At 55.9% G+C, this 18,937-nt stretch carries 19 protein-coding genes; 9 read left to right on the top strand and 10 right to left on the bottom strand.

Going from position 1 to position 18,937, the window contains the following annotated elements; all coding sequences use genetic code 11:
* Nucleotides 1–6 precede the first annotated feature (6 nt).
* Entirely contained in the window at nucleotides 7–1,749 is a 1,743-nt protein-coding gene (locus GRI36_RS02185; RefSeq protein ID WP_235902134.1) for an acyl-CoA dehydrogenase, read from the bottom strand.
* Between the two features lie 85 nt (nucleotides 1,750–1,834).
* Here GRI36_RS02185 and GRI36_RS02180 point away from each other — a divergent pair, with 85 nt between their 5' ends.
* The gene (locus GRI36_RS02180; RefSeq protein ID WP_160596974.1) at nucleotides 1,835–2,788 is read left to right on the top strand and encodes an L-threonylcarbamoyladenylate synthase; all 954 of its coding nucleotides are present in this window, start codon (nucleotides 1,835–1,837) and stop codon (nucleotides 2,786–2,788) included.
* On the opposite strand, the gene GRI36_RS02175 is transcribed toward GRI36_RS02180, so the two are convergent.
* The 6 genes from GRI36_RS02175 to GRI36_RS02150 all read right to left on the bottom strand — a co-directional run bounded on the left by GRI36_RS02175 (nucleotide 2,789) and on the right by GRI36_RS02150 (nucleotide 7,980).
* Nucleotides 2,789–3,121, bottom strand: a complete 333-nt coding sequence (locus tag GRI36_RS02175) for a hypothetical protein (protein ID WP_160596973.1) — start codon at nucleotides 3,119–3,121, stop codon at nucleotides 2,789–2,791.
* Between the two features lie 52 nt (nucleotides 3,122–3,173).
* Nucleotides 3,174–3,956, bottom strand: coding sequence for a head GIN domain-containing protein (locus tag GRI36_RS02170; protein WP_235902133.1), 783 nt, complete (start codon nucleotides 3,954–3,956; stop codon nucleotides 3,174–3,176).
* A gap of 121 nt (nucleotides 3,957–4,077) precedes the next feature.
* Nucleotides 4,078–4,614 (bottom strand): CarD family transcriptional regulator, encoded by a 537-nt coding sequence (locus tag GRI36_RS02165; RefSeq protein ID WP_160596972.1) that lies wholly within the window; start codon nucleotides 4,612–4,614, stop codon nucleotides 4,078–4,080.
* 271 nt (nucleotides 4,615–4,885) lie between these two features.
* The gene (fdxA, locus tag GRI36_RS02160; protein WP_160596971.1) at nucleotides 4,886–5,224 is read right to left on the bottom strand and encodes a ferredoxin FdxA; all 339 of its coding nucleotides are present in this window, start codon (nucleotides 5,222–5,224) and stop codon (nucleotides 4,886–4,888) included.
* Nucleotides 5,221–5,532 carry a S4 domain-containing protein gene (locus tag GRI36_RS02155; RefSeq protein ID WP_160596970.1) on the bottom strand — a complete coding sequence of 104 codons (312 nt, stop codon included), beginning with the start codon at nucleotides 5,530–5,532 and terminating at the stop codon, nucleotides 5,221–5,223. Before GRI36_RS02155 ends, fdxA begins: the two co-directional genes overlap by 4 nt.
* A 12-nt stretch (nucleotides 5,533–5,544) precedes the next feature.
* On the bottom strand, nucleotides 5,545–7,980 hold the full coding sequence (locus GRI36_RS02150) for a helicase-related protein (RefSeq protein ID WP_160599001.1): 2,436 nt from the start codon (nucleotides 7,978–7,980) through the stop codon (nucleotides 5,545–5,547).
* A 278-nt stretch (nucleotides 7,981–8,258) separates the two neighbouring features.
* Between GRI36_RS02150 and GRI36_RS02145 the strand changes: the two genes are divergently transcribed.
* From GRI36_RS02145 to GRI36_RS02125, 5 genes are read left to right on the top strand one after another with little or no spacing between them, the layout of a single operon-like run.
* On the top strand, nucleotides 8,259–9,887 hold the full coding sequence (locus tag GRI36_RS02145) for a M23 family metallopeptidase (protein WP_235902132.1): 1,629 nt from the start codon (nucleotides 8,259–8,261) through the stop codon (nucleotides 9,885–9,887).
* Nucleotides 9,888–9,946: 59 nt separating this feature from the next.
* Complete coding sequence (gene hemB / locus GRI36_RS02140; protein ID WP_160598999.1) at nucleotides 9,947–10,942, top strand: porphobilinogen synthase; 996 nt, start codon at nucleotides 9,947–9,949, stop codon at nucleotides 10,940–10,942.
* The gene (locus tag GRI36_RS02135) at nucleotides 10,935–11,492 is read left to right on the top strand and encodes a GNAT family N-acetyltransferase (RefSeq protein WP_160596969.1); all 558 of its coding nucleotides are present in this window, start codon (nucleotides 10,935–10,937) and stop codon (nucleotides 11,490–11,492) included. Before hemB ends, GRI36_RS02135 begins: the two co-directional genes overlap by 8 nt.
* Nucleotides 11,485–12,045, top strand: coding sequence for a GNAT family N-acetyltransferase (locus GRI36_RS02130; protein ID WP_160596968.1), 561 nt, complete (start codon nucleotides 11,485–11,487; stop codon nucleotides 12,043–12,045). The genes GRI36_RS02135 and GRI36_RS02130 overlap by 8 nt, the downstream gene beginning before the upstream one ends.
* Nucleotides 12,042–12,617: a gamma carbonic anhydrase family protein gene (locus tag GRI36_RS02125; protein ID WP_160596967.1), complete on the top strand. Its 576-nt coding sequence runs from the start codon at nucleotides 12,042–12,044 to the stop codon at nucleotides 12,615–12,617. The genes GRI36_RS02130 and GRI36_RS02125 overlap by 4 nt, the downstream gene beginning before the upstream one ends.
* A 130-nt stretch (nucleotides 12,618–12,747) precedes the next feature.
* Here the strand turns inward: GRI36_RS02125 and GRI36_RS02120 are convergent, their stop codons facing one another.
* Nucleotides 12,748–13,263 (bottom strand): DUF1993 domain-containing protein, encoded by a 516-nt coding sequence (locus GRI36_RS02120; protein WP_160596966.1) that lies wholly within the window; start codon nucleotides 13,261–13,263, stop codon nucleotides 12,748–12,750.
* 260 nt (nucleotides 13,264–13,523) lie between these two features.
* Between GRI36_RS02120 and GRI36_RS02115 the strand changes: the two genes are divergently transcribed.
* On the top strand, nucleotides 13,524–13,859 hold the full coding sequence (locus GRI36_RS02115; RefSeq protein ID WP_160596965.1) for a hypothetical protein: 336 nt from the start codon (nucleotides 13,524–13,526) through the stop codon (nucleotides 13,857–13,859).
* A gap of 75 nt (nucleotides 13,860–13,934) precedes the next feature.
* On the opposite strand, the gene clpA is transcribed toward GRI36_RS02115, so the two are convergent.
* Both clpA and GRI36_RS02105 read right to left on the bottom strand, forming a co-directional pair.
* Nucleotides 13,935–16,325 carry an ATP-dependent Clp protease ATP-binding subunit ClpA gene (gene clpA / locus GRI36_RS02110; protein ID WP_160596964.1) on the bottom strand — a complete coding sequence of 797 codons (2,391 nt, stop codon included), beginning with the start codon at nucleotides 16,323–16,325 and terminating at the stop codon, nucleotides 13,935–13,937.
* A gap of 166 nt (nucleotides 16,326–16,491) precedes the next feature.
* The gene (locus GRI36_RS02105; RefSeq protein ID WP_160596963.1) at nucleotides 16,492–16,695 is read right to left on the bottom strand and encodes a DUF1192 family protein; all 204 of its coding nucleotides are present in this window, start codon (nucleotides 16,693–16,695) and stop codon (nucleotides 16,492–16,494) included.
* A gap of 168 nt (nucleotides 16,696–16,863) precedes the next feature.
* On the opposite strand from GRI36_RS02105, the gene GRI36_RS02100 reads away from it, so the two are divergent.
* Together GRI36_RS02100 and GRI36_RS02095 are read left to right on the top strand one after the other, a co-directional pair.
* Entirely contained in the window at nucleotides 16,864–17,850 is a 987-nt protein-coding gene (locus GRI36_RS02100; RefSeq protein ID WP_160598998.1) for an NAD(P)H-quinone oxidoreductase, read from the top strand.
* A 283-nt stretch (nucleotides 17,851–18,133) separates the two neighbouring features.
* Nucleotides 18,134–18,835: a DUF1013 domain-containing protein gene (locus tag GRI36_RS02095; RefSeq protein WP_160598997.1), complete on the top strand. Its 702-nt coding sequence runs from the start codon at nucleotides 18,134–18,136 to the stop codon at nucleotides 18,833–18,835.
* Nucleotides 18,836–18,937 lie beyond the last annotated feature (102 nt).

Here is an 18,937-nt window from a genome sequence, read left to right as displayed (position 1 = left end):
TGCGGTTCAGCCGGCAAGTTGGTCTGTAGTCAGCGCATAGAATATGTCTGAACCCGCAGTGGCTGAGGCTTTCAAGCCGGCTGCTTCCGGGACGACGTGGTCGATGAAGAACTGCGCAGTCACCGGCTTGATCGCGGCCAACGATGGTGCTTCACCGCTCTCGACAGCGCGTTTTTGAAGCAGCATCTGCCAGCCCGCAACCGCAACTGCCGACATGGTGCAGAAGGGCACGCTACCCGCCAATTTGTCATCCAACGAGGCAGTTTCGCGCATCCACTCTGCAATGGCTGCGCAATCCTGTGCCAGCGACGCGAGCGCTGGTTCATCCGCCGCAGCCTGAGCAATATCGGCCATCAGGCGGGCATAAACCTCACCATTTTCAAGGCCGAGCTTACGCGTCACTAGATCAGCCGCCTGTATACCATTCGTGCCTTCATAGATGGGGGCGATGCGCGCGTCGCGGTAATGTTGTGCTGCGCCGGTTTCTTCGACAAATCCCATACCTCCGTGAATTTGCACGCCGATGCTGGCAACATCGATACCCGTATCGGTGCCCCAGGCCTTAATCATCGGAACGAGCACATCGCCGCGCGCCCCAGCAGCGGCATCGCCCAACGTGCCGCGGTCAACCTGGCCTGTAGTGTAATAGAGCAGTGCGCGCATCGCTTCGGTCAGGGATTTCATTCGCAGTAGCATCCGGCGGACGTCGGGATGTTCTATAATCGCGACAGGAGCGCGGTCCGGCGAACCGGCGCGTGCCGACTGGACGCGGTCCTTGGCATAATAGGCCGCCTGTTGCAGCGCCCGTTCGGCTATCTGCACACCTTGGCTGCCAACATTGATCCGCGCATTGTTCATCATCGTGAACATCGCTGCCAGACCGCGATTTTCCTCACCGATGAGCTCGCCAATACACTCGCCATTGTCGCCGTAACTCATCACGCAGGTCGGAGAGGCATTGATCCCCAATTTATGTTCAAGGCTGACGCAGCGCAGGTCATTTTTGCTGCCCAAAGAACCATCATCGTTCACGTGGTATTTGGGCACAATGAACAATGAAATTCCGCGGGTGCCCTCAGGCGCGCCGGGTAGCCGGGCAAGCACCAGATGGATTATGTTCTTGGAAAGCTCGTGCTCCCCCCAAGTGATATAGATTTTCTGGCCGTTGATCAGATATTTGCCCGCATGGTCTCCGCTTTCGATTGGCGTTGCGGTGGAACGGAGGGCGCCGACATCGCTCCCTGCTTGTGGCTCGGTTAAATTCATTGTGCCCGACCATTCGCCGCTGACCAGCTTGGGCAAGTAGACCGACTTTTGTTCGTCATTGCCGTGGTTTTCGACCGCATCGATTGCACCGACCGACAGCATCGGGAGCAAAGTGAAGGCCATATTAGCCGCACCTAAGTTCTCGATCACATTGCAAGCGAGCGTGAACGGCAGGCCTTGGCCGCCAAACTCTTGCGGAGAGGCAATCGCGTTCCAGCCCTGCGCAACATATTGATCATAGGCCGCATTGTAGCCATCGGGTAGGCGGACTATGTTGTTTTCGAGCTTCGCCCCTTCGAGATCGCCTATGCGATTAAGTGGAGCAAATTCGCCTGCGGCAAATGCGCCCACACCTTCGACAATCGCCTGCACCATATCCTCTTCGGCAGCAGCAAAGCGCTCACTTTGAGCCAATTCCGCGATCCCGGAATTGATTTTGATTGCTAGCAACTGGTCCTGGGTAGGAGGTGTGAAAGGGGTCAATTTCAGTTTCCTTGAAAGGTATTGTGAATGCGCAGGAACAACGATTCCCTTGGCTTTTTGTGCCCCTCACTTATAGCGCGGCGGCATGGGCGACAAGAACGCTACGGAATCAATACTTGCTGACGCTGCCGGAATCGCCCGTGCGGCCGAAATCCTGCGTTCGGGGGGCTTGGTCGCAGTGCCGACGGAGACGGTTTATGGTCTCGCTGCCCGCGCTGACAATGAGGAAGCGGTCGCCAAGATCTATGCAGCAAAGGGGCGGCCGAGCTTCAATCCGCTAATTGTTCATGTCCGCGATGCTGAACATGCGCGAAGCTATGCAAATTTGACTGGCAGCGCATCATGGCTGGCAGAATTGGAATGGCCCGGGCCACTCACTCTCGTTGTTCCGTTGAATCCAGATGCCGGTTTGGCTGACGCGGTAAGCGCTGGGCTGCCAACGGTGGCGCTGCGTGCCCCAGCACATCCTGTAATGCGGGCATTGCTAGAGATTTGTGAGTTCCCGCTTGCTGCCCCTTCGGCAAACCGCAGCGGCTTTATCAGTCCGACCAGCGCTAGCCATGTGGCGGCGTCGCTTGATGAAAGAATTGATCTGATCCTTGATGCCGGACCATGCGAAAAAGGGCTTGAATCGACGATCCTGGCTGTTCGCGAAGATGGTAGTTGGGAGGAGCTGCGGCCCGGCCCAGTCGATCTGGATGCTTTGCACAGACACTATTTTGACCGGGGATTGGAGAGAGGAGCTAGCGGAAATTCAATCGAAGCGCCCGGACAGCTCGCGAGCCATTATGCCCCCGGCAAGCCAGTCCGGCTCAACGCCGAACGCGCGGAAGCGGACGAATTTCACATCGGTTTCGGGGCAGTGGCTGGCGATTGCTCGCTGTCAGTTTCAGGCAATTTGGCCGAGGCCGGGTCCAATCTTTATGCTTGTCTGCATGAAGCGACCGGTTCCGATTTGCCTCGGATTGCTGTAGCTCCGATTGCTGACACCGGATTAGGCAAAGCAATCAACGACCGTCTTCGCCGGGCATCGGCCTGATCACCGCGTAACGGGCTCCACTGGTACGCCAGGCATCAGAACCTGCATCTCGGCGTAGGTTTTCTGCGCTTTTTCGCAGGCCCTGCGATCGCCATCGGTGCAATCTTGCTGCTCCTTTTCATACTGTCGCTGCAACCTGCCTAAACGCTCCTCTCGTTGACGGATTTCCCGGCCGCGTTTTTCATCTGCTTCAGATTGACTGGTGGTGGCGAGATCGACTGCCTTGCTCGCCACCCGAACCGGTGCGGTGGCTACATCTAAGGCCGCCTTAGCCAGGCAGCCTGACAGCGTCAGCGAGCTGGCCACAGCAGCTATAATCAAGAGGCCGCGCATAAAGGTTCTCCTTTGACGCGCGGCCCTATCACAGAATATATGAACAAGGCGATTATTCGGCTTGCCCGTCTCCAGATGTTGCCTCAGGCTCTGATTTCGCTGCGGGTGATTTGCAGGTCACTTTGCCAGAACCCATCGAATTCACTTCGCAAGTCGCGCTACCGCTGACATTCACGTTACCCGATCCCGCAATGTTGGCCTCGACTTTGCCATCGGAGGCAAGGCTGACGCTGCCCGAGCCAGCGATCGAAACCTCTGCCGTTTCAACTTTCAGTCCCGCAAGATCGGTTTCGCCCGACCCCATTACAGCGACTTCAAGTGAATTGGCGGTGCCGCTTACTTTCACTTTGCCTGAGCCCGCCATAGCAACTTCAAGATCCTCGGAAGAGATTGCTGAAACCTCAATCGTGCCGGACCCCGCAATGTTAATATTTGCTTGGCTTGCCATAGTCATCGCTTCGATACGCCCGGAGCCGGCCATATTCAAATCTTCTGGTGCGGGCATCGTGACGCGGACTGTGGCCTTGTCGTCGCCATCCCAAATATCTGAGTCGCGCATCACGGCGAGCGTCCCGCCTTCCAATGTGAAGCGCATGGCCTCGACTGCCTCGCTCTTACCTTCAACCGTAATTCCCAGAGTGTCGCCTTCGGTAATGATAACCGTATCAGGACCAAGCAACGCGACCCCGGTCGGAGCATCGCCGGATTGGTCAAGTTCGGCGAGCGGCACGCCTTCGTCACCATTGATCGACATGTTGACGTTGCATGCGCTGAGGCTCAGCCCGAGTGCCATAACCGCCGCAGGGGCCATTTTTTTGAGAAGTTGATTAAACATTGGATCCTCCATAGAACTGTATTGCACACATAATACAGTGAAGGCGTTTAAACAAGGCACCACAATGAAAAGGGCCGCCCTTTCAGGCAGCCCTTGTCGGATTGGTCAGGCGGTTCGTCGATCAGCTATCATCGTCGCCATTGTCATAATATTGCGGGGCGTGCTCGCGCAGGATATCCAGAACCTTTTCCAAGGCAGTAGGCTCGTCGGTCTTGTCCATTGCGGCCAATTCGCGCGCCAGACGGCTCGATGCAGCCTCGAAGATCTGCCGTTCAGAATAAGATTGCTCGGGCTGATCATCGGGGCGGAACAGATCGCGGGTCACTTCGGCAATAGATACCAAATCGCCTGAATTGATCTTCGCTTCATATTCCTGAGCGCGGCGGCTCCACATGGTGCGTTTGACCTTGGGCTTGCCTTTGAGCGTTTCCATGGCCTCTTTTAAAGTCTTGTCGCTCGACAGCTTGCGCATGCCAATGGCTTCAACCTTGTTGGTGGGAACACGGAGCGTCATGCGCTCCTTTTCAAAGCGCAGAACATAGAGTTCCAGCGCCATTCCAGCGATTTCTTCATTTTGAATTTCGGTGACACGGCCGACACCGTGCTTTGGGTAGACGACATAGTCGCCGACATCGAAGGCGAGAGCCTTGCCAGCCATAAAAAGTCCTTTCGTGCGGTACGGTCACCTTAAGGACAGCCAAAATCTAGCTTAGGCCGTATCGTGCGACTCGGTCCAATCCTAATCTTGTTGTCGAAAAGTGGTTGCGCCCCTTTTCAATTATGCACCTTCCACCGAGGTTACGTCGGTGCGGTGAATAATTCATATAGCACGAGCGCAACAAAATTGCGAGTCGGTATTGATTGGCAACGTATCGCGCCCTGATTCTCACGAGAATCAGGGTTTTACCAACCGCAATACGGACATAAACCTAGTCGCCTTCGCCCGGCTCGGGAGAGAAGAACTTTTCCATCTTGCCTTCCACGCCTTTAAAATCATCGGCGTCGGCTGGTGGCTCCTTCTGGGTAGTGATATTGGGCCATTCAGCGGAATATTTGGTATTGAGCTCAAGAACTTTTTCGAGACCATCTTCTGTATCAGGCAAAATGGCCTCGGCCGGGCATTCTGGTTCGCATACGCCGCAGTCAATGCATTCGCTGGGATTGATAACCAGCATATTCTCGCCTTCATAGAAGCAGTCCACGGGGCAGACTTCTACGCAGTCGGTATATTTGCACTTAATGCACGCTTCGGTGACGACATATGTCATGGTGGCGTGTTCCCTTTATCCTGTAATGATTTGGCCTCTGCTATGGCACCTTCCTCCTGTGGGTCAAGAACGCGATAGCAAGCCTTAGCGTCATGAACCGATCCGCGCCGCGTGGGCAGCTGTAAAATTTCAACGATTCGTACAGTCTTGCCTAACGCCAAGGTCAGAATATCTGATTCGGTAATCGGAAGGCTTGCACGAATAATTCGGGTGCCATTGCAGCGGCTGTGCCCCTGCTCGATCAGTCTTCGTGCCTGACTTCGCGTTTTTACGAACCGCAAGTAGCACAGGAGCCGATCAATCCTCATCGTGTCTGTGACTTACCGAACCAGATCTGCCAGAGCTGAAAATGCACTGCCTTCACGAGGGCCGGCATTTGCGACATGCTGTTGCTTGCGCCGCGTTGGCTTCCATTCCCAAGTATCAGGTGCAGGCGGTCCGTAGGCCCCCTCTTTCAAAATACGTACCGGCTGGATGCGAAAGCCAGCCGCGCTAAGTAACCGCTTGAAGCTATCCTGCGTAAGCCCTGTTGAAATCGCAAGCGCCGGATCAATTCGAAAACGCCTCTTTCCTGATTGAGCCTTTGCCTCGTGCGCCGCACGCATGATCTTCTCGGCAATATCGATCCGCACTGCTTGCTTGCCAGCGGACCGATATCCCGATGGGTGCTTGCCAGCACCTTCAATCACGGGCTGCATGTTCTCCTGTAAAGGCCTGCGATCTACGCCCAACGCATGCAGAATTTGGCGGGGCGCAGGCTTCAGCAAAGCGGGTGCAAATATATCCAGCGCGCCAAATGTGACACCAAGACGGCGAAGGAACGGCCTGACTTCTTTGGGCAAATGCTCCAGTCCGGCCTTCTCGCGAGTCACAAAACCGTGACCCGCAATCAGTGTCAAAAGCAATGCGCGCGCTTGCGATCCAGCATCCTTATCGCGAGTTGCGGCCTCCATCTTGTGGAGCGGCGCAACCGGCTCGGTCTTTTTGGAAAGCCATTGCTCCAGCCCTGATGCCATAGCAGCGCGGTCCGTTTCTGTCAGGGCATCCAGATCTCGCGATAAGTCGATCTTGGCAGCAGCTGCACCCACACCAATGTCCAGCGACGCGACCTTCTGGTTGCCCCACCAGATTGCTCCCTTGCGGAGATGCAAACCTTCCAGATTGCCAGCCAGCAATTTCCGAGCGCGCTCACCCAAAATACGCGGCAATGCTTTTTCACCAGCGGACAGCAGCATTTTGCGGTCAGAATGGTTGGCAAGCGGGTCGACGGTGAAGCGGAACCCCTCAACCTTGCCGATCGGTTCGTCTTCGACACATAATGCACCGTCTTCTGCCAGCTTAACCGGCAACATTGCGGGATCCTGGCCCAGAGTTTTCATCAGGATTGCAGTCCTTCTATTCACAAAACGTTCGGTCAGCCTGCCATGAAGCGCGTCTGACAATTTAGCCTCGACCGCCATCGCGCGGCTGGCCATTTCATCCCGTGCCAACACCCAGTCAGGCCTTTGACAAATATAAGCCCAACTGCGGATCGCGGCTATCCTGCCCTGGATAGCATGGATGTCGCCTTGCATATTGTCGAGTTCGGCAATGCGGGCGGCGGCAAAATCTGCGCCGATGTAGCCGTCATGCAGATCCTGCCAGAGCCGCGCGACGAAGCGCGAATGCGTTTCCGCCCCTTGCTGGCGAAAGTCGGGTAGTGAACAAACATCCCAGAATCTACGCACTTGTGACGGCCCCTTGACGTCTGACGAGAGCGACTCGTCCGCCAGTCGCTTCAACACTGCGAGATCAATTGTCTCGGGCATCACTTGCAATTGGGTCTGATGGGGAATGCGTTCCAGATCGGCAATCAACGTGGAAATTGAGTCAAACCTCGGCTGCGAATCTCGCCAAAGCAACTTGGTCATTGGGGCGAAGCGATGCTCCTCAACCGCATAAATTTCCTCTTCGGTGAAATCGGCCGGTTCGAGGCCTTTCCCGCCAGCGCCGGAAAGCATGCCGAAAGTACCGTCGGTTTGGTGTCTACCTGCGCGGCCAGCAATCTGGGCAATTTCCGCTGGAATAAGCCGGCGCTGGCGGATGCCATCAAACTTTTTGAGCGAGGCAAAGGCGACATGGTTGATGTCAAGATTAAGACCCATTCCGATGGCGTCGGTGGCGACGATGTAATCAACCTCACCTGATTGGAACATCGCGACTTGCCGGTTGCGGGTTTCGGGACTTAGCGCTCCCATCACAATCGCCGAGCCACCGCGAAACCGGCGTAGCATTTCGGCTACGGCGTAAACCTGCTCCGCCGAAAAGGCGACGATGGCACTGCGCGGCGGCAAGCGGGACAATTTGCGCGGCCCGATATGGGTTAAGGTTGAAAATCGTGGGCGGCTGATGATTTCGGCATTTGGCACGAGCGCGCGAACCAGCGGCTCCAGCGTCGCAGCGCCGAGCAGCATCGTTTCTTCCCGCCCTCTGGTATGGAGCAGGTGGTCGGTGAAAACATGCCCTCGTTCGCGGTTGCCGCCCAATTGGGCTTCATCCAGTGCCACAAAAGCGAGCTTGCCATTGGTTCCGCCCGTGCTTTTGGGCATCGCTTCGGCGGTGCAGCAGAAATATCGGGCGTCTGGTGGCTCGATCCGTTCTTCGCCAGTTAGCAGTGCGACTTGCGCTGTTCCCTTAATTGCTACGACCCGGTCATAAACCTCCCGCGCCAGCAAGCGCAGCGGAAAACCCATTGCGCCACTCGAATGTGCGCACATCCGTTCAATCGCAAGGTGCGTCTTGCCCGTGTTGGTCGGGCCCAGCACCGCTTTGATCGTGGATTGGTCGGAAAGGCGAGAGTTCACTTGGCAAATGTGGCACTCGCTTGCCGCTGCTGCAACCGCTCATCGCAAAGCCTCAACAGCCTATCTGATTGCAAGCTAGGATATTGGTGATTTAAACCGTTGTTAACTTTAATTCTCCAGAGAAAGCGTCATAGAAGACCGCGTAGGTCGGGTCGCATCAATGACAGCCGCGACCTTTGAAGGAGGGCGCGTTGTTTAAGTCGCGCAAAAGCGAAGAGGCCATTCTGGCTGGCGACGATCATGGCGGCGGCGATGTCTCTTGGCGCGCGGCATCTCTGTCGCATGCACTTCTGTTAGAAAACCAACCACCCAAAGTTATTCAGCGCGCGCGGAAGCTCAGCGACAAATTCGACGAATGGCGGTTTTCTGCATCTGAAAAGATGGAGAAACTTGATCTCGCCCCCGATTTGGCCGAGGCGATTGGGAGTGGCCGATGGTTTCGCGGTGTTGGGACATTAGTTGGTCTATCTGCTCTCGCACTTGCGATGTGGCCCGATTTTTCACCGCTCGAAGCAGCCCCTGCCATGGAATTGGATGATTCTGCGCGCGATGAATTCCGCAGCCAGATGATTATGCCGCTCGCGCTTGGAGCAGATAGCGGCCGGCACATGGGGGCAACCCCGTCAGTCAAACAACTTGAGAATGCGCCAGAGCGCCCGCAGCTCGAATTTTTGGCGACCCTCGCAAAGGGCGACAGTTTTGGCCGGATGCTCCAGCGCTCAGGCGTGGGGTCCGGCGATGCGCAAACGGTGAGCGAGCTTATCGCCCGCACCATGTCGCTAAGTGACATCGAGCCCGGAACACAGATCGACATTACTTTGGGCAGAAGGTCATCAGCTGGGCAAGCTCGCCCGCTCGATGCGATCAATTTCCGTGCACGGTTTGATTTGGCCCTGCAAATAGACCGCATTGACGGCAATCTGTCGCTAAAACGCATTCCAATTCAGGTGGATAACACTCCACTCCGCATTCGCGGTCTCGTTGGCAGCAGTCTTTATCGCTCAGCCAGAGCCGCAGGTGCACCGGCCAGCGCCGTCCAGCAATTCCTGTCCACGCTGGGCGACCAGATCGATATGGATCGTTCGGTCCGCTCTACTGACACGTTTGATATTATCGTGGCACATAAGCGCGCCGCCACTGGCGACCGTCAGGCAGGCCAATTGCTTTATGCAGGGATTGATCGCGGCGGTAAGTCACAAACACAATTGATGCGATGGGGCAGCGAGGGACGCTTCTTCGAGGCATCGGGCGTTGGCGAACAGCGCAGCGGCTTGCTGGCACCGGTTCCTGGGGGAATAAGTTCAGGCTTTGGGATGCGTCGACATCCGATCCTTGGCTATCGCCGGATGCATTCCGGCATGGATTTCCGCGCTTCGAGCGGCACTCCGATTGTTGCGGTAGCAGATGCACAAGTAGTCGGTTCGGGCCGGATGGGTGGCTGCGGTAATGCTGTCCGGCTCCGCCACGGCGGCGGTATGGATACGCGCTATTGCCACATGAGCCGTATTGCCGTTCGCAGCGGCCAATCGGTCCGGCGCGGCCAAGTAATCGGCTATGTCGGGTCAACCGGCCTCTCGACCGGCCCGCATTTGCACTATGAAATGTACCGGAATGGCCGTGCGGTTAACCCTGCATCGGTTAAATTTGTTACGCGCGCACAATTGTCGGGTGCCGAGCTCAGCCAGTTCCGTGCGAAGCTGACGCAATTGAAACAAGTGGAGGCAGGCGCTGCTCTGGTCGATTTGAAGCCTGCGGCACCACAGGAAGACGTGCCTGTCCGCGAAATTGACAAGATAGCCGTGCCGAAAAAGGTGCCTTAGACGGCCACGAGTGCAGTCCCGATTGAACCGCCGGCAGAATTGCGGCACAGGGATGAATGATGACCGGTTTTTTTCCAGATACTCGCCTGCGCCGCATACGCTCCACCGGATGGAGCCGTTCGCTTCACCGGGAGACCACCCTCACGCCTGCCGATTTAATCTGGCCGCTATTCGTGACCGAGGGCACAGGTGTCGAGGAGCCGATCGCCTCGCTTCCCGGCGTGTCCCGCTGGTCGGTGGATTTGATTGCCAAACGCGCGATGGAAGCGATTGCGCTTGGAATTCCGTGTATTGCGCTGTTCCCCAACACACAGGCGGACCGGCGGTCTGACGACGGGGCAGAGGCGCTTAGTCCTGACAATTTGATGTGCCGAGCCATCCGGGCAATTCGTGAGGCATGCGGTGATCAGATCGGTATTTTGACTGACGTCGCGCTCGATCCGTATACCACGCATGGGCAAGACGGCCTGCTGGATGATGCAGGTTATGTAAGCAATGATGCGACTATTGAGGTGCTCGTCGAGCAATCGCTCAACCAGGCAGCGGCGGGCGCAGATATTATCGCCCCGTCGGATATGATGGATGGGCGAGTCGGCGCAATTCGCTCGGCATTGGAGGCGGAAGATCACGCCAACGTCCAAATCATGGCCTATGCCGCCAAGTATGCTTCTGCCTTTTATGGCCCATTCCGCGATGCGGTTGGCTCCGGCGGGTTGCTCAAAGGTGACAAGAAATCCTACCAAATGGACCCCGCCAATGGTGAGGAGGCCTTGCGTGAGGTCGCGCTCGACCTGAGCGAAGGTGCGGACAGCGTGATGGTCAAGCCGGGCCTGCCCTATCTTGACATAGTCCGGCGGGTAAAAGACCGGTTTGAAATTCCTGTCTTTGCCTATCAAGTCAGCGGCGAATACGCTATGATTGAGGCAGCGGCCGCGGCTGGAGCAGGGGACCGTGACGCGCTGGTCCTGGAAACACTTATGAGCTTCAAACGTGCTGGGTGCACAGGCGTCCTGACCTATCACGCGGCGCATGCGGCAAAGCTTCTCAATGGCTGACTTTCGCCATGAGACATCTCGCCTGATCCTCCGCGACTGGCAGGATGATGATTGGCCCGATTTTTGGCAGAATACCAATACACAAGCGGTGATGCGCTGGCTGGGAGGCGTATGTAATGAAGAGAAGCGCGCTGGGGCACGGGCTAGGCTCGAAAGCTACCGTACGGAATTCGGACACACATTCTGGGTAGTAGAGCGAAAGGAAGATGGCGCAATTCTAGGATTTTGCGGCCTGAAGCGCTGCAATCAGGCTGGCGGCCCGATCGGAATGATGGAGGTCGGCTGGCGCTTGCGCGAAGATGCGTGGGGCAAGGGTTATGCGAAGGAGGCCGCCGCAGCCTCGCTAGACCTCGCTTTCAGCGAGTTCGCCGCGGAAGAAGTTGTTGCGCTGACAGTTGAAGGCAATACGCCGAGTTGGGGCCTGATGACACGATTTGGCATGCGCCGGCGCAAGGATCTCGATTTTGCGAACGCAGAATTTGATCCCGAAACAGGGCTAATCATCGTCTATTCGATCGACCGCGATGCGTGGTTCTCTTCCGATGCCTGATATCGTCGCCGAAACCGAGCGGCTTGTTCTGCGGACGGTGGATGATGACGATGCAGAATTGCACAATCGCCTGCTCAATACGCCTGCTATGATGGCGCGGCTCGGCGGCGTCATGGAGATGCATGAGATTGAAGCGAGACACGCTAAAGTAATGGCGCTCTATGCTCGCGAAGGATTCGGGTTTCTTTTCATGATCGAGAAAGCAACTGGCGAAATGGTCGGCTATTGCGGAATCAAGCGGGTCGACAGTCCACACGCCTCCAACCAGGGTGACCATGAAATGGGTTGGTTGGTTCGTGAAGATCGCTGGCGCAGAGGCTATGCCGAAGAAGCGGTGCGGGCCATTATCGACTGGGCCTTTGGGCCTGTCGAAGCGCCGCATCTTGTGGCGCTTACCAGCGAAGCCAATATTGGCAGTTGGAAGCTAATGCAAAAACTCGGCATGGAGCGGCGCAAAGACCTCGATTTTGACGATCCAGCCTATCCGCCTGAAGACCGCACGACCATTCTATACAGCCTCACTCGCGCACAATGGCAGGAGCATATCGCATGACCGCAGCACGCCCCGGTGTAACCATCGTCCCAATTCACGGTAAAACGCCCAAAATTCATGACAGTGCTTTTGTCGCGCCGGGATGCGTTATTATCGGCGCCGTGGAGATCGGGGCGGATAGCTCGATCTGGTACAATTGTGTACTGCGCGCCGATGTCAGCCGGATTGTCATTGGTGAGCGGACCAATATTCAGGATGGCAGCGTGGTCCATTGTGATCCCGAGCGGCCCGGTTCTCCTGATGGCTCTCCCTGTATCATTGGCGATGACGTGTTAGTTGGCCACATGGCGATGGTGCATGGTTGCACGATTGAGGATCGCGGCTTTGTCGGGCTCGGCGCGATTGCAATGAACAATTCGGTGATCGGATCAGACGCAATGCTGGCTGCAGGCGCGATGCTGACCGAAAACAAGGTAATGGAGCCGCGCCAGCTTTGGGCTGGCCGCCCCGCTAAATTCCTGCGCGATCTGCCCGAACCCGCGATTGCAGGAATGCGCATCGGAGTCGCGCATTACACCGAGAATGCGAAGCACCACGGCGCAGCGATTGCGGCGATTGATTTGTCAGACTGAGGGCATCGGCTCGTATCCGCTGGGTAATCGCTGGCAAATGCCCGCAAAATTTTTGCCACTAAAGCATATGTTGCGCCGCGCAACTCGGCGGAGCGATCCGATTCAAGCCCCGCCACGAGCGCTCATTCACTTAGCCGGTTGGCATCTTTGTCGCATATTTCATCATATGAGGGAGGAAATCGGCCTTGCCGACCTCTACGCCTTCCTTCCGCAGGATCGCGTAGGCAGTTGTCAGGTGGAAGTAGAAATTGGGGATCGACCAGTCGCGCACATATTGCTCCGCAGTCATTGTGAATTCCATCCCGTTGGGAAGGTCAACGACCAGTTGATCGGTTGCACTAACCAAATCGCCTTCGGTGATCGCTGCAAGGTGGGTGTCCATCTGGGCAAGTGTTGCGCGCGCATCAGCGAAACTTGCGGCATTTTCGTCGCGCGAATTGAATTTTTGACCGGTGAGGCGCTCCATCGCTTCGCCCGGCTGATTCGACAGGAAGCGAATTTGCACGGCCAGTGGATGCATATCCTCAGTCAGGCTCGCCTCTAGCAGCGTGCCGCATTTTTCATGCAACTCTGCCTTGGCAAGCAAGCCGGAAAGCATGGCTAAACCTTGGCGGTAAACCGGGATAGTTTGTTCATAGAGTGTCATGGAAAAGCTCCTTGGATTGGTAATTGTTGGCCCGCATATTCCATTAAGTTCGTATTTGCAACTTAATGGATGCTTGGCTTCGTGGGTATGGCCACTGCATAATTCGAGATTGCGACAGAGGGTGAATCAAAGCATATGTGGGCCGCGCACCTGAACCAATAAGGGCCAAGGCGTTGCTTCATCTTGAGGCAAGCTGGTTCTGCTAGCTCCGAATTGCCGGCGGGTTAATCCGCTCGAATGAAAATTTAAGGAACCCGTCCATGAAATCCACTCTCTTTGCCGCTTCTTTGCTCCTCGCTTCTGGCGCTCATGCGCAAGAAGTTGAGATGACCCCAACAGCTGAAACGGCGCAGCCAGCTGAGGAGGCTGCGGTTGAAGCGGCAGCTGCTCTAACCATCGATTCGCCTATCGCGGATCTGATGGCGGATGAGCGCGCCAAGGCGGTTGTTGATGCGAATGTCCCCGGAGTCGAATTGCACCCTGCCTATGACCAAATCAAAGGAATGAGCTTTAAAGAAGTGCAACCGTTTTCCGGCGGTGCGATCACCGATGAAATGATCGCTGCAATTGCTTCAGGCCTTGCCGAGCTCAGCTGAAGGCTGTTTCCAGATTGAAAAAGGGGCGCGAACCTTAAGCGGTTCGCGCCCCTTTGTTTGGTAACGAGAGGATGCCTAGCTCTCGCCTTTATCGTCGCCACCTTCACCAGCCTGAGCGTCTGGCTTTTTCGTTATCGGTTTCGCAGCCTTCTTTGCAGAAGCCTTCTTTGCTGGCTTACGCTTGGGCACGCTTTTGGGCGGGGCCGGACTTACTTCGAAGCTCGGTTTCCCACCTTTCATGGTGACATGGACCTCGCCGCCATCGGTTAGTTTTCCGAACAGCAATTCTTCGGCCAATGGCTGTTTGATCTCGTCTTGAATCAAGCGACCCATCGGGCGGGCGCCGTACATTTTGTCGTAGCCCTTCTTCGCCAACCATTCGCGCGCGTCGGTATCAAATTGAATGTGCACGTTCTGGTCCGCGAGCTGCAATTCGAGCTGCAGGATGAACTTGTCGACAACGCGGCTGACGGTGTCCGTGCCAAGATAGGCAAATGGCACAATTGCATCCAGGCGATTGCGAAATTCCGGCGTGAACATCTTTTTCACCGCCTCGGTCCCAGCGTCAGCCTTCGATACGTCACCAAAACCGATACCGCTGCGCGCCATATCGGAAGCGCCGGCATTGGTGGTCATGATGAGCACGACGTTGCGGAAATCGACTGTCTTGCCATGGTGATCTGTCAGACGGCCATTATCCATCACCTGAAGCAGAATATTGAACAGATCGGGATGAGCCTTCTCGATTTCGTCAAGCAGCAACACGCAATGCGGGTTCTGATCGATCGCATCGGTTAGCAAGCCGCCCTGATCATATCCGACATAGCCAGGAGGCGCACCAATCAGGCGCGATACGCTATGGCGTTCCATATATTCGGACATGTCGAAGCGCTTGAGCTCGATGCCCATAATGCTGGCAAGCTGTCGGGCAACTTCGGTTTTGCCGACGCCGGTTGGCCCGCTGAACAGGAAACTGCCAATCGGTTTGTCTGGGTCGCGCAATCCGGCGCGGCTCAACTTCATCGCGGTCGACAGGCGGCCGATCGCTTCGTCCTGACCGAAGACGACGTGTTTCAGATCGCGACCGAGGTTTTCGAGGGCCTTTTTATCATCCTTGCTGACCGATTTGGGCGGGATGCGTGCCATCGTCGCAATGACTTGCTCGATCTCCCGCGCAGTAATTTTCTTTTTCCTACGACTTGGCGGGACAAGCATCTGCATCGCGCCGACCTCGTCAATGACGTCGATTGCCTTATCGGGCAATTTCCGGTCATTGATGTAACGCGCCGACAATTCGACCGCCGTTTTCAGTGCGTCGGGCGTGTAGCGAACCTTGTGATGGTCTTCGAACGCGCTGCGCAGACCCTTGAGTATTTTGATGGTATCCTCAATTGTGGGCTCATTAACGTCAATTTTCTGGAACCGACGCAGCAAAGCGCGGTCCTTTTCGAAGTGATTGCGGAATTCTTTGTAGGTGGTTGAGCCGATGCAGCGGATGGCGCCGCTACTAAGCGCTGGCTTCAGCAAATTCGAAGCATCCATTGCCCCGCCGCTGGTCGCACCAGCGCCTATAACAGTATGAATTTCATCGATAAACAGGACCGCATGCGGCATCTGTTCGAGCTCGTTGACAACTTGTTTGAGCCGCTCTTCGAAATCGCCGCGGTAGCGTGTGCCAGCAAGCAGTGCGCCCATATCAAGCGAGTAGATAACCGCTTCGAGCAGAACTTCAGGCACGTCGCCCTCGACAATCTTACGCGCCAAACCTTCAGCGATAGCGGTTTTACCAACGCCAGGGTCGCCGACATAAAGCGGGTTGTTCTTGGAGCGGCGACACAAGATCTGAACCGTCCGGTCCACTTCGGGACCGCGACCGATAAGCGGATCGATCTTGCCTGCCTCTGCCCTTTCGTTGAGATTGACGGTGAATTGATCGAGCGCAGTTTCCTTTTTGCTCGTCTCGCCGCTCTTTTCTTCGCCGGGTGTTTCGTCTGCGCCTTGCGGAGCGGCTGGATCCATCGGCTGGCCGCCCTTGCCGATACCGTGGCTGATAAAGCTGACCGCGTCGAGGCGGCTCATATCCTGTTGTTGAAGGAAATAAACTGCGTAAGAATCGCGTTCCGAGAACAAGGCGACTAGCACATTTGCCCCAGTTACAGTGTCATTGCCCGACGATTGAACATGCAGGATCGCGCGCTGGATAACCCGTTGGAAACCGGCGGTCGGTTGAGGATCTGAATCTTCCTCGGTTTTAAGCGATTGATATTCTTGGTCGAGATAGGTCTCTACTACTTTGCGCAGTTCACCCATTTCGACACCGCATGATTTCATCACTTTTGCAGCATCATCATCATCGATCAGCGCGAGCAATAAATGTTCCAGCGTGGCATATTCATGCCGGCGGTCCGAGGCATTCGCGAGCGCCGAATGGAGCGTCTTTTCGAGGTTTTGGGCAAAGCTTGGCATTCAGCTATCTTTCGGCATCAGGAGCAAAAATTCCCTTCGAAGGGACTATGGAACAGACATGGTTAACCAAAGCTAAACCGATGATCGGGGGCAAAGCTTACGGGAAATTCCGCCTGGCATCTGTAATATAGATGGGAAGAGTTCGGGCGATTGCGACCGCTCACCATTAAGAATCTCTTTTGCCGAATAAAGCGTCTGCGGCTGCCATATGCGCCGCCGCCTTGTCGCGGTGCATTTTAACACGCGTGATTTCGGATTCGAGTAGATTGATCCGCTCGGCCAATTCATCTTGAGAATAGGGCGCAAGATCCTCTGCAGAAAGTTTGCCAGCAGCGTCGCCTTTGCGGCGGGGACGATCATCTTCTTCCATTGGCGGGCAGTTTCGCAAGACTGCGGGCTTGCTGTCAATACGCGGCGGGGTTAGTTGCGGTGCATAGCGTTGTTCTGTCGCATGGGGGCAACAGGGCTATGTTGTCATAGATATTGGCGATTTGGGGTCTAGTCCGTGGGTAATTTGCCAGAAAATGTTCCTCAAACGATGACCGCCATGGGCTTTGATGTGCCTGGCGGCCCCGAAGTATTCCGACCGCAAACTCTGCCCGTTCCTATTCCAAGCGAGAATGAAGTTCTTGTCAAAGTCGCATTTGCCGGAGTGAACCGTCCCGATGTTATCCAGCGCATGGGACATTACCCTGCGCCACCTGGGGCCTCGCCCATTCCCGGGCTTGAGATAGCAGGCGAAATCGTTGCCAGCGGAGAGAGCGTGATTCCGGATGCCACGGGCCAACGCGTTTGCGCGCTAGTGACTGGCGGCGGCTATGCCGAATATTGCCTCGCCAAAATCGAGCATTGCCTGCCGGTCTCTGATGGATTGTCCTTGGCAGAAGCTGCGGCGCTGCCTGAGACTTTGTTTACTGTGTGGCACAATGTCTTTGAACGAGGCTGGGCGGGGGAAGGTGAGACATTGCTCGTCCATGGCGGAACCAGCGGCATCGGCACGATGGCAATCAAACTGGGCAAGGCATTCGGGTTGGATGTAATTGTCACTTGCGGGAATGATGCAAAATGCGCCGCGGCAAAGGCGATCGGCGCGGATCACGCAATCAATTACAAGGCTGCCGATTTTGTTGAAGAAGTTAAAACGATCACCGCTGGCAAAGGTGTCCAGCTGGTGCTCGATATGGTCTCAGGCGATTATGTGACGCGCAACCTAGCCTGTCTGGCGGAAGATGGCCGCCATATCACAATTGCGGTGCTTGGCGGGATGCAGGCCGAATTGAATATGGCGCAGATCATGGTCAAACGTTTGACGCTGACAGGCTCTACCCTGCGGGCTAGGCCTGACGAATTCAAAGCCTTGCTGTGCGACGAGATTTCTCGCACCGCATGGCCGTTAGTCGAAACCGGCAAAATTCGGCCCGAAATGGATCAGGTTTTTGCCCTGGCCGATGTAGGCGCTGCTCACGCGCACATGGAGGCCGGTGATCACATCGGAAAGATTGTGCTGGAAGTCGGGCAAGGCTGAGTGGCTAACGCTCCACGGAGATTATTGCTTCAGCAGGCGAGCAATTCAAGTTCTCAAAACCCGGACTGTCGATCTTCCTACACTCGGTTGCCAGAATCTGTTAGGTTTTAGGATGCCACCCAATCGCCACTAAAGAGGGGCCCCAGATTAGGCGGCAGCGTAAAAGCTTGCCGAACTGCGGGTGATGCCCTAGATCAACCCATGAAGTGGCCGCTCCGAAAGGGGCGGCCCTATTATTTTTACGGAGATTCAAATCGTGGCCCAAACCCAGCCCAAACCGCTGATGCCGCATGCAACTGCCACTTGGCTGATCGATAATACGTCGCTCGGCTTTGAGCAGATTTCGGAATTTTGCGGTCTGCATATTTTGGAAGTTCAGGCGATGGCGGACGATCTTGCCGGCAGCAAATTTACTGGCCGCGACCCGCTCCATTCGGGCGAATTGACGCAGGCAGAGATTGATAAGGGTCAGGCCGATCCAACTTACAGCTTGGTTATGCAAAAAGCGCCGGTTGAAGTGACGCGGACTAAGGGCCCTCGGTACACGCCAGTGTCCAAGCGTCAGGACAAGCCTGACGGCATCAACTGGCTGCTACGTAACCATCCGGAAATTTCCGATGCGCAGATTTCCAAATTGATCGGGACCACTCGCAACACAATCAACGCGATTCGCGACCGGACTCACTGGAACATCCAGAATATCCAACCGAAAGATCCGGTCACTTTGGGTCTGTGCGCGCAGCGCGAGCTTGATGCGGTGGTGGCGAAGGCTGCCAAGAACATCAAACCTGTTGAAGGTGAAGAAGCGGTTGATGAGGTTCCAGTGGCCAAGGGTCCAACCGACCGTGAGAAGCTGATCGCCGAACTGCATGCAGAGCGCGATGCAGCTGAGAAAGCCGTGTCAGAAGCCGCTCAAGAAGCCGAAGCTGCGGCCTGGCTCGAAGCAAAGCGTGCCGAGGAAGCTGACGGCACTAGCGAAGGCTAATTTCGCGCTATTAACGGTTCGGCTCTGGTTCCAAAGTGCAGGAATGCCGCAAGCCGCGCAATAAATTGAAATAATTCAGCCGCTGCCCCTTGCCCGGGCCGC

Origin of the sequence: Pontixanthobacter gangjinensis (assembly GCF_009827545.1) — a bacterium.
Classification (GTDB): Bacteria; Pseudomonadota; Alphaproteobacteria; order Sphingomonadales; family Sphingomonadaceae; genus Pontixanthobacter; species Pontixanthobacter gangjinensis.
The sequence above is the reverse complement of the archived record's forward strand: the minus strand, read 5'-3'. Positions and strand labels throughout refer to the sequence as shown.

Bases quoted from the DNA above. Each gene is read 5' to 3' on its own strand.
- GRI36_RS02125 (WP_160596967.1), top strand. From the start codon at position 12,042: ATGACCGCAGCACGCCCCGGTGTAACCATCGTCCCAATTCACGGTAAA.
- GRI36_RS02130 (WP_160596968.1), top strand. From the start codon at position 11,485: ATGCCTGATATCGTCGCCGAAACCGAGCGGCTTGTTCTGCGGACGGTG.
- GRI36_RS02155 (WP_160596970.1), bottom strand. From the start codon at position 5,532: ATGAGGATTGATCGGCTCCTGTGCTACTTGCGGTTCGTAAAAACGCGA.
- hemB (WP_160598999.1), top strand. From the start codon at position 9,947: ATGACCGGTTTTTTTCCAGATACTCGCCTGCGCCGCATACGCTCCACC.
- GRI36_RS02175 (WP_160596973.1), bottom strand. From the start codon at position 3,121: ATGCGCGGCCTCTTGATTATAGCTGCTGTGGCCAGCTCGCTGACGCTG.
- GRI36_RS02180 (WP_160596974.1), top strand. From the start codon at position 1,835: ATGGGCGACAAGAACGCTACGGAATCAATACTTGCTGACGCTGCCGGA.
- GRI36_RS02115 (WP_160596965.1), top strand. From the start codon at position 13,524: ATGAAATCCACTCTCTTTGCCGCTTCTTTGCTCCTCGCTTCTGGCGCT.
- GRI36_RS02135 (WP_160596969.1), top strand. From the start codon at position 10,935: ATGGCTGACTTTCGCCATGAGACATCTCGCCTGATCCTCCGCGACTGG.
- GRI36_RS02170 (WP_235902133.1), bottom strand. From the start codon at position 3,956: ATGTTTAATCAACTTCTCAAAAAAATGGCCCCTGCGGCGGTTATGGCA.
- fdxA (WP_160596971.1), bottom strand. From the start codon at position 5,224: ATGACATATGTCGTCACCGAAGCGTGCATTAAGTGCAAATATACCGAC.
- clpA (WP_160596964.1), bottom strand. From the start codon at position 16,325: ATGCCAAGCTTTGCCCAAAACCTCGAAAAGACGCTCCATTCGGCGCTC.
- GRI36_RS02120 (WP_160596966.1), bottom strand. From the start codon at position 13,263: ATGACACTCTATGAACAAACTATCCCGGTTTACCGCCAAGGTTTAGCC.
- GRI36_RS02105 (WP_160596963.1), bottom strand. From the start codon at position 16,695: ATGGAAGAAGATGATCGTCCCCGCCGCAAAGGCGACGCTGCTGGCAAA.
- GRI36_RS02165 (WP_160596972.1), bottom strand. From the start codon at position 4,614: ATGGCTGGCAAGGCTCTCGCCTTCGATGTCGGCGACTATGTCGTCTAC.
- GRI36_RS02150 (WP_160599001.1), bottom strand. From the start codon at position 7,980: ATGTGCGCACATTCGAGTGGCGCAATGGGTTTTCCGCTGCGCTTGCTG.
- GRI36_RS02100 (WP_160598998.1), top strand. From the start codon at position 16,864: ATGACCGCCATGGGCTTTGATGTGCCTGGCGGCCCCGAAGTATTCCGA.
- GRI36_RS02095 (WP_160598997.1), top strand. From the start codon at position 18,134: ATGCCGCATGCAACTGCCACTTGGCTGATCGATAATACGTCGCTCGGC.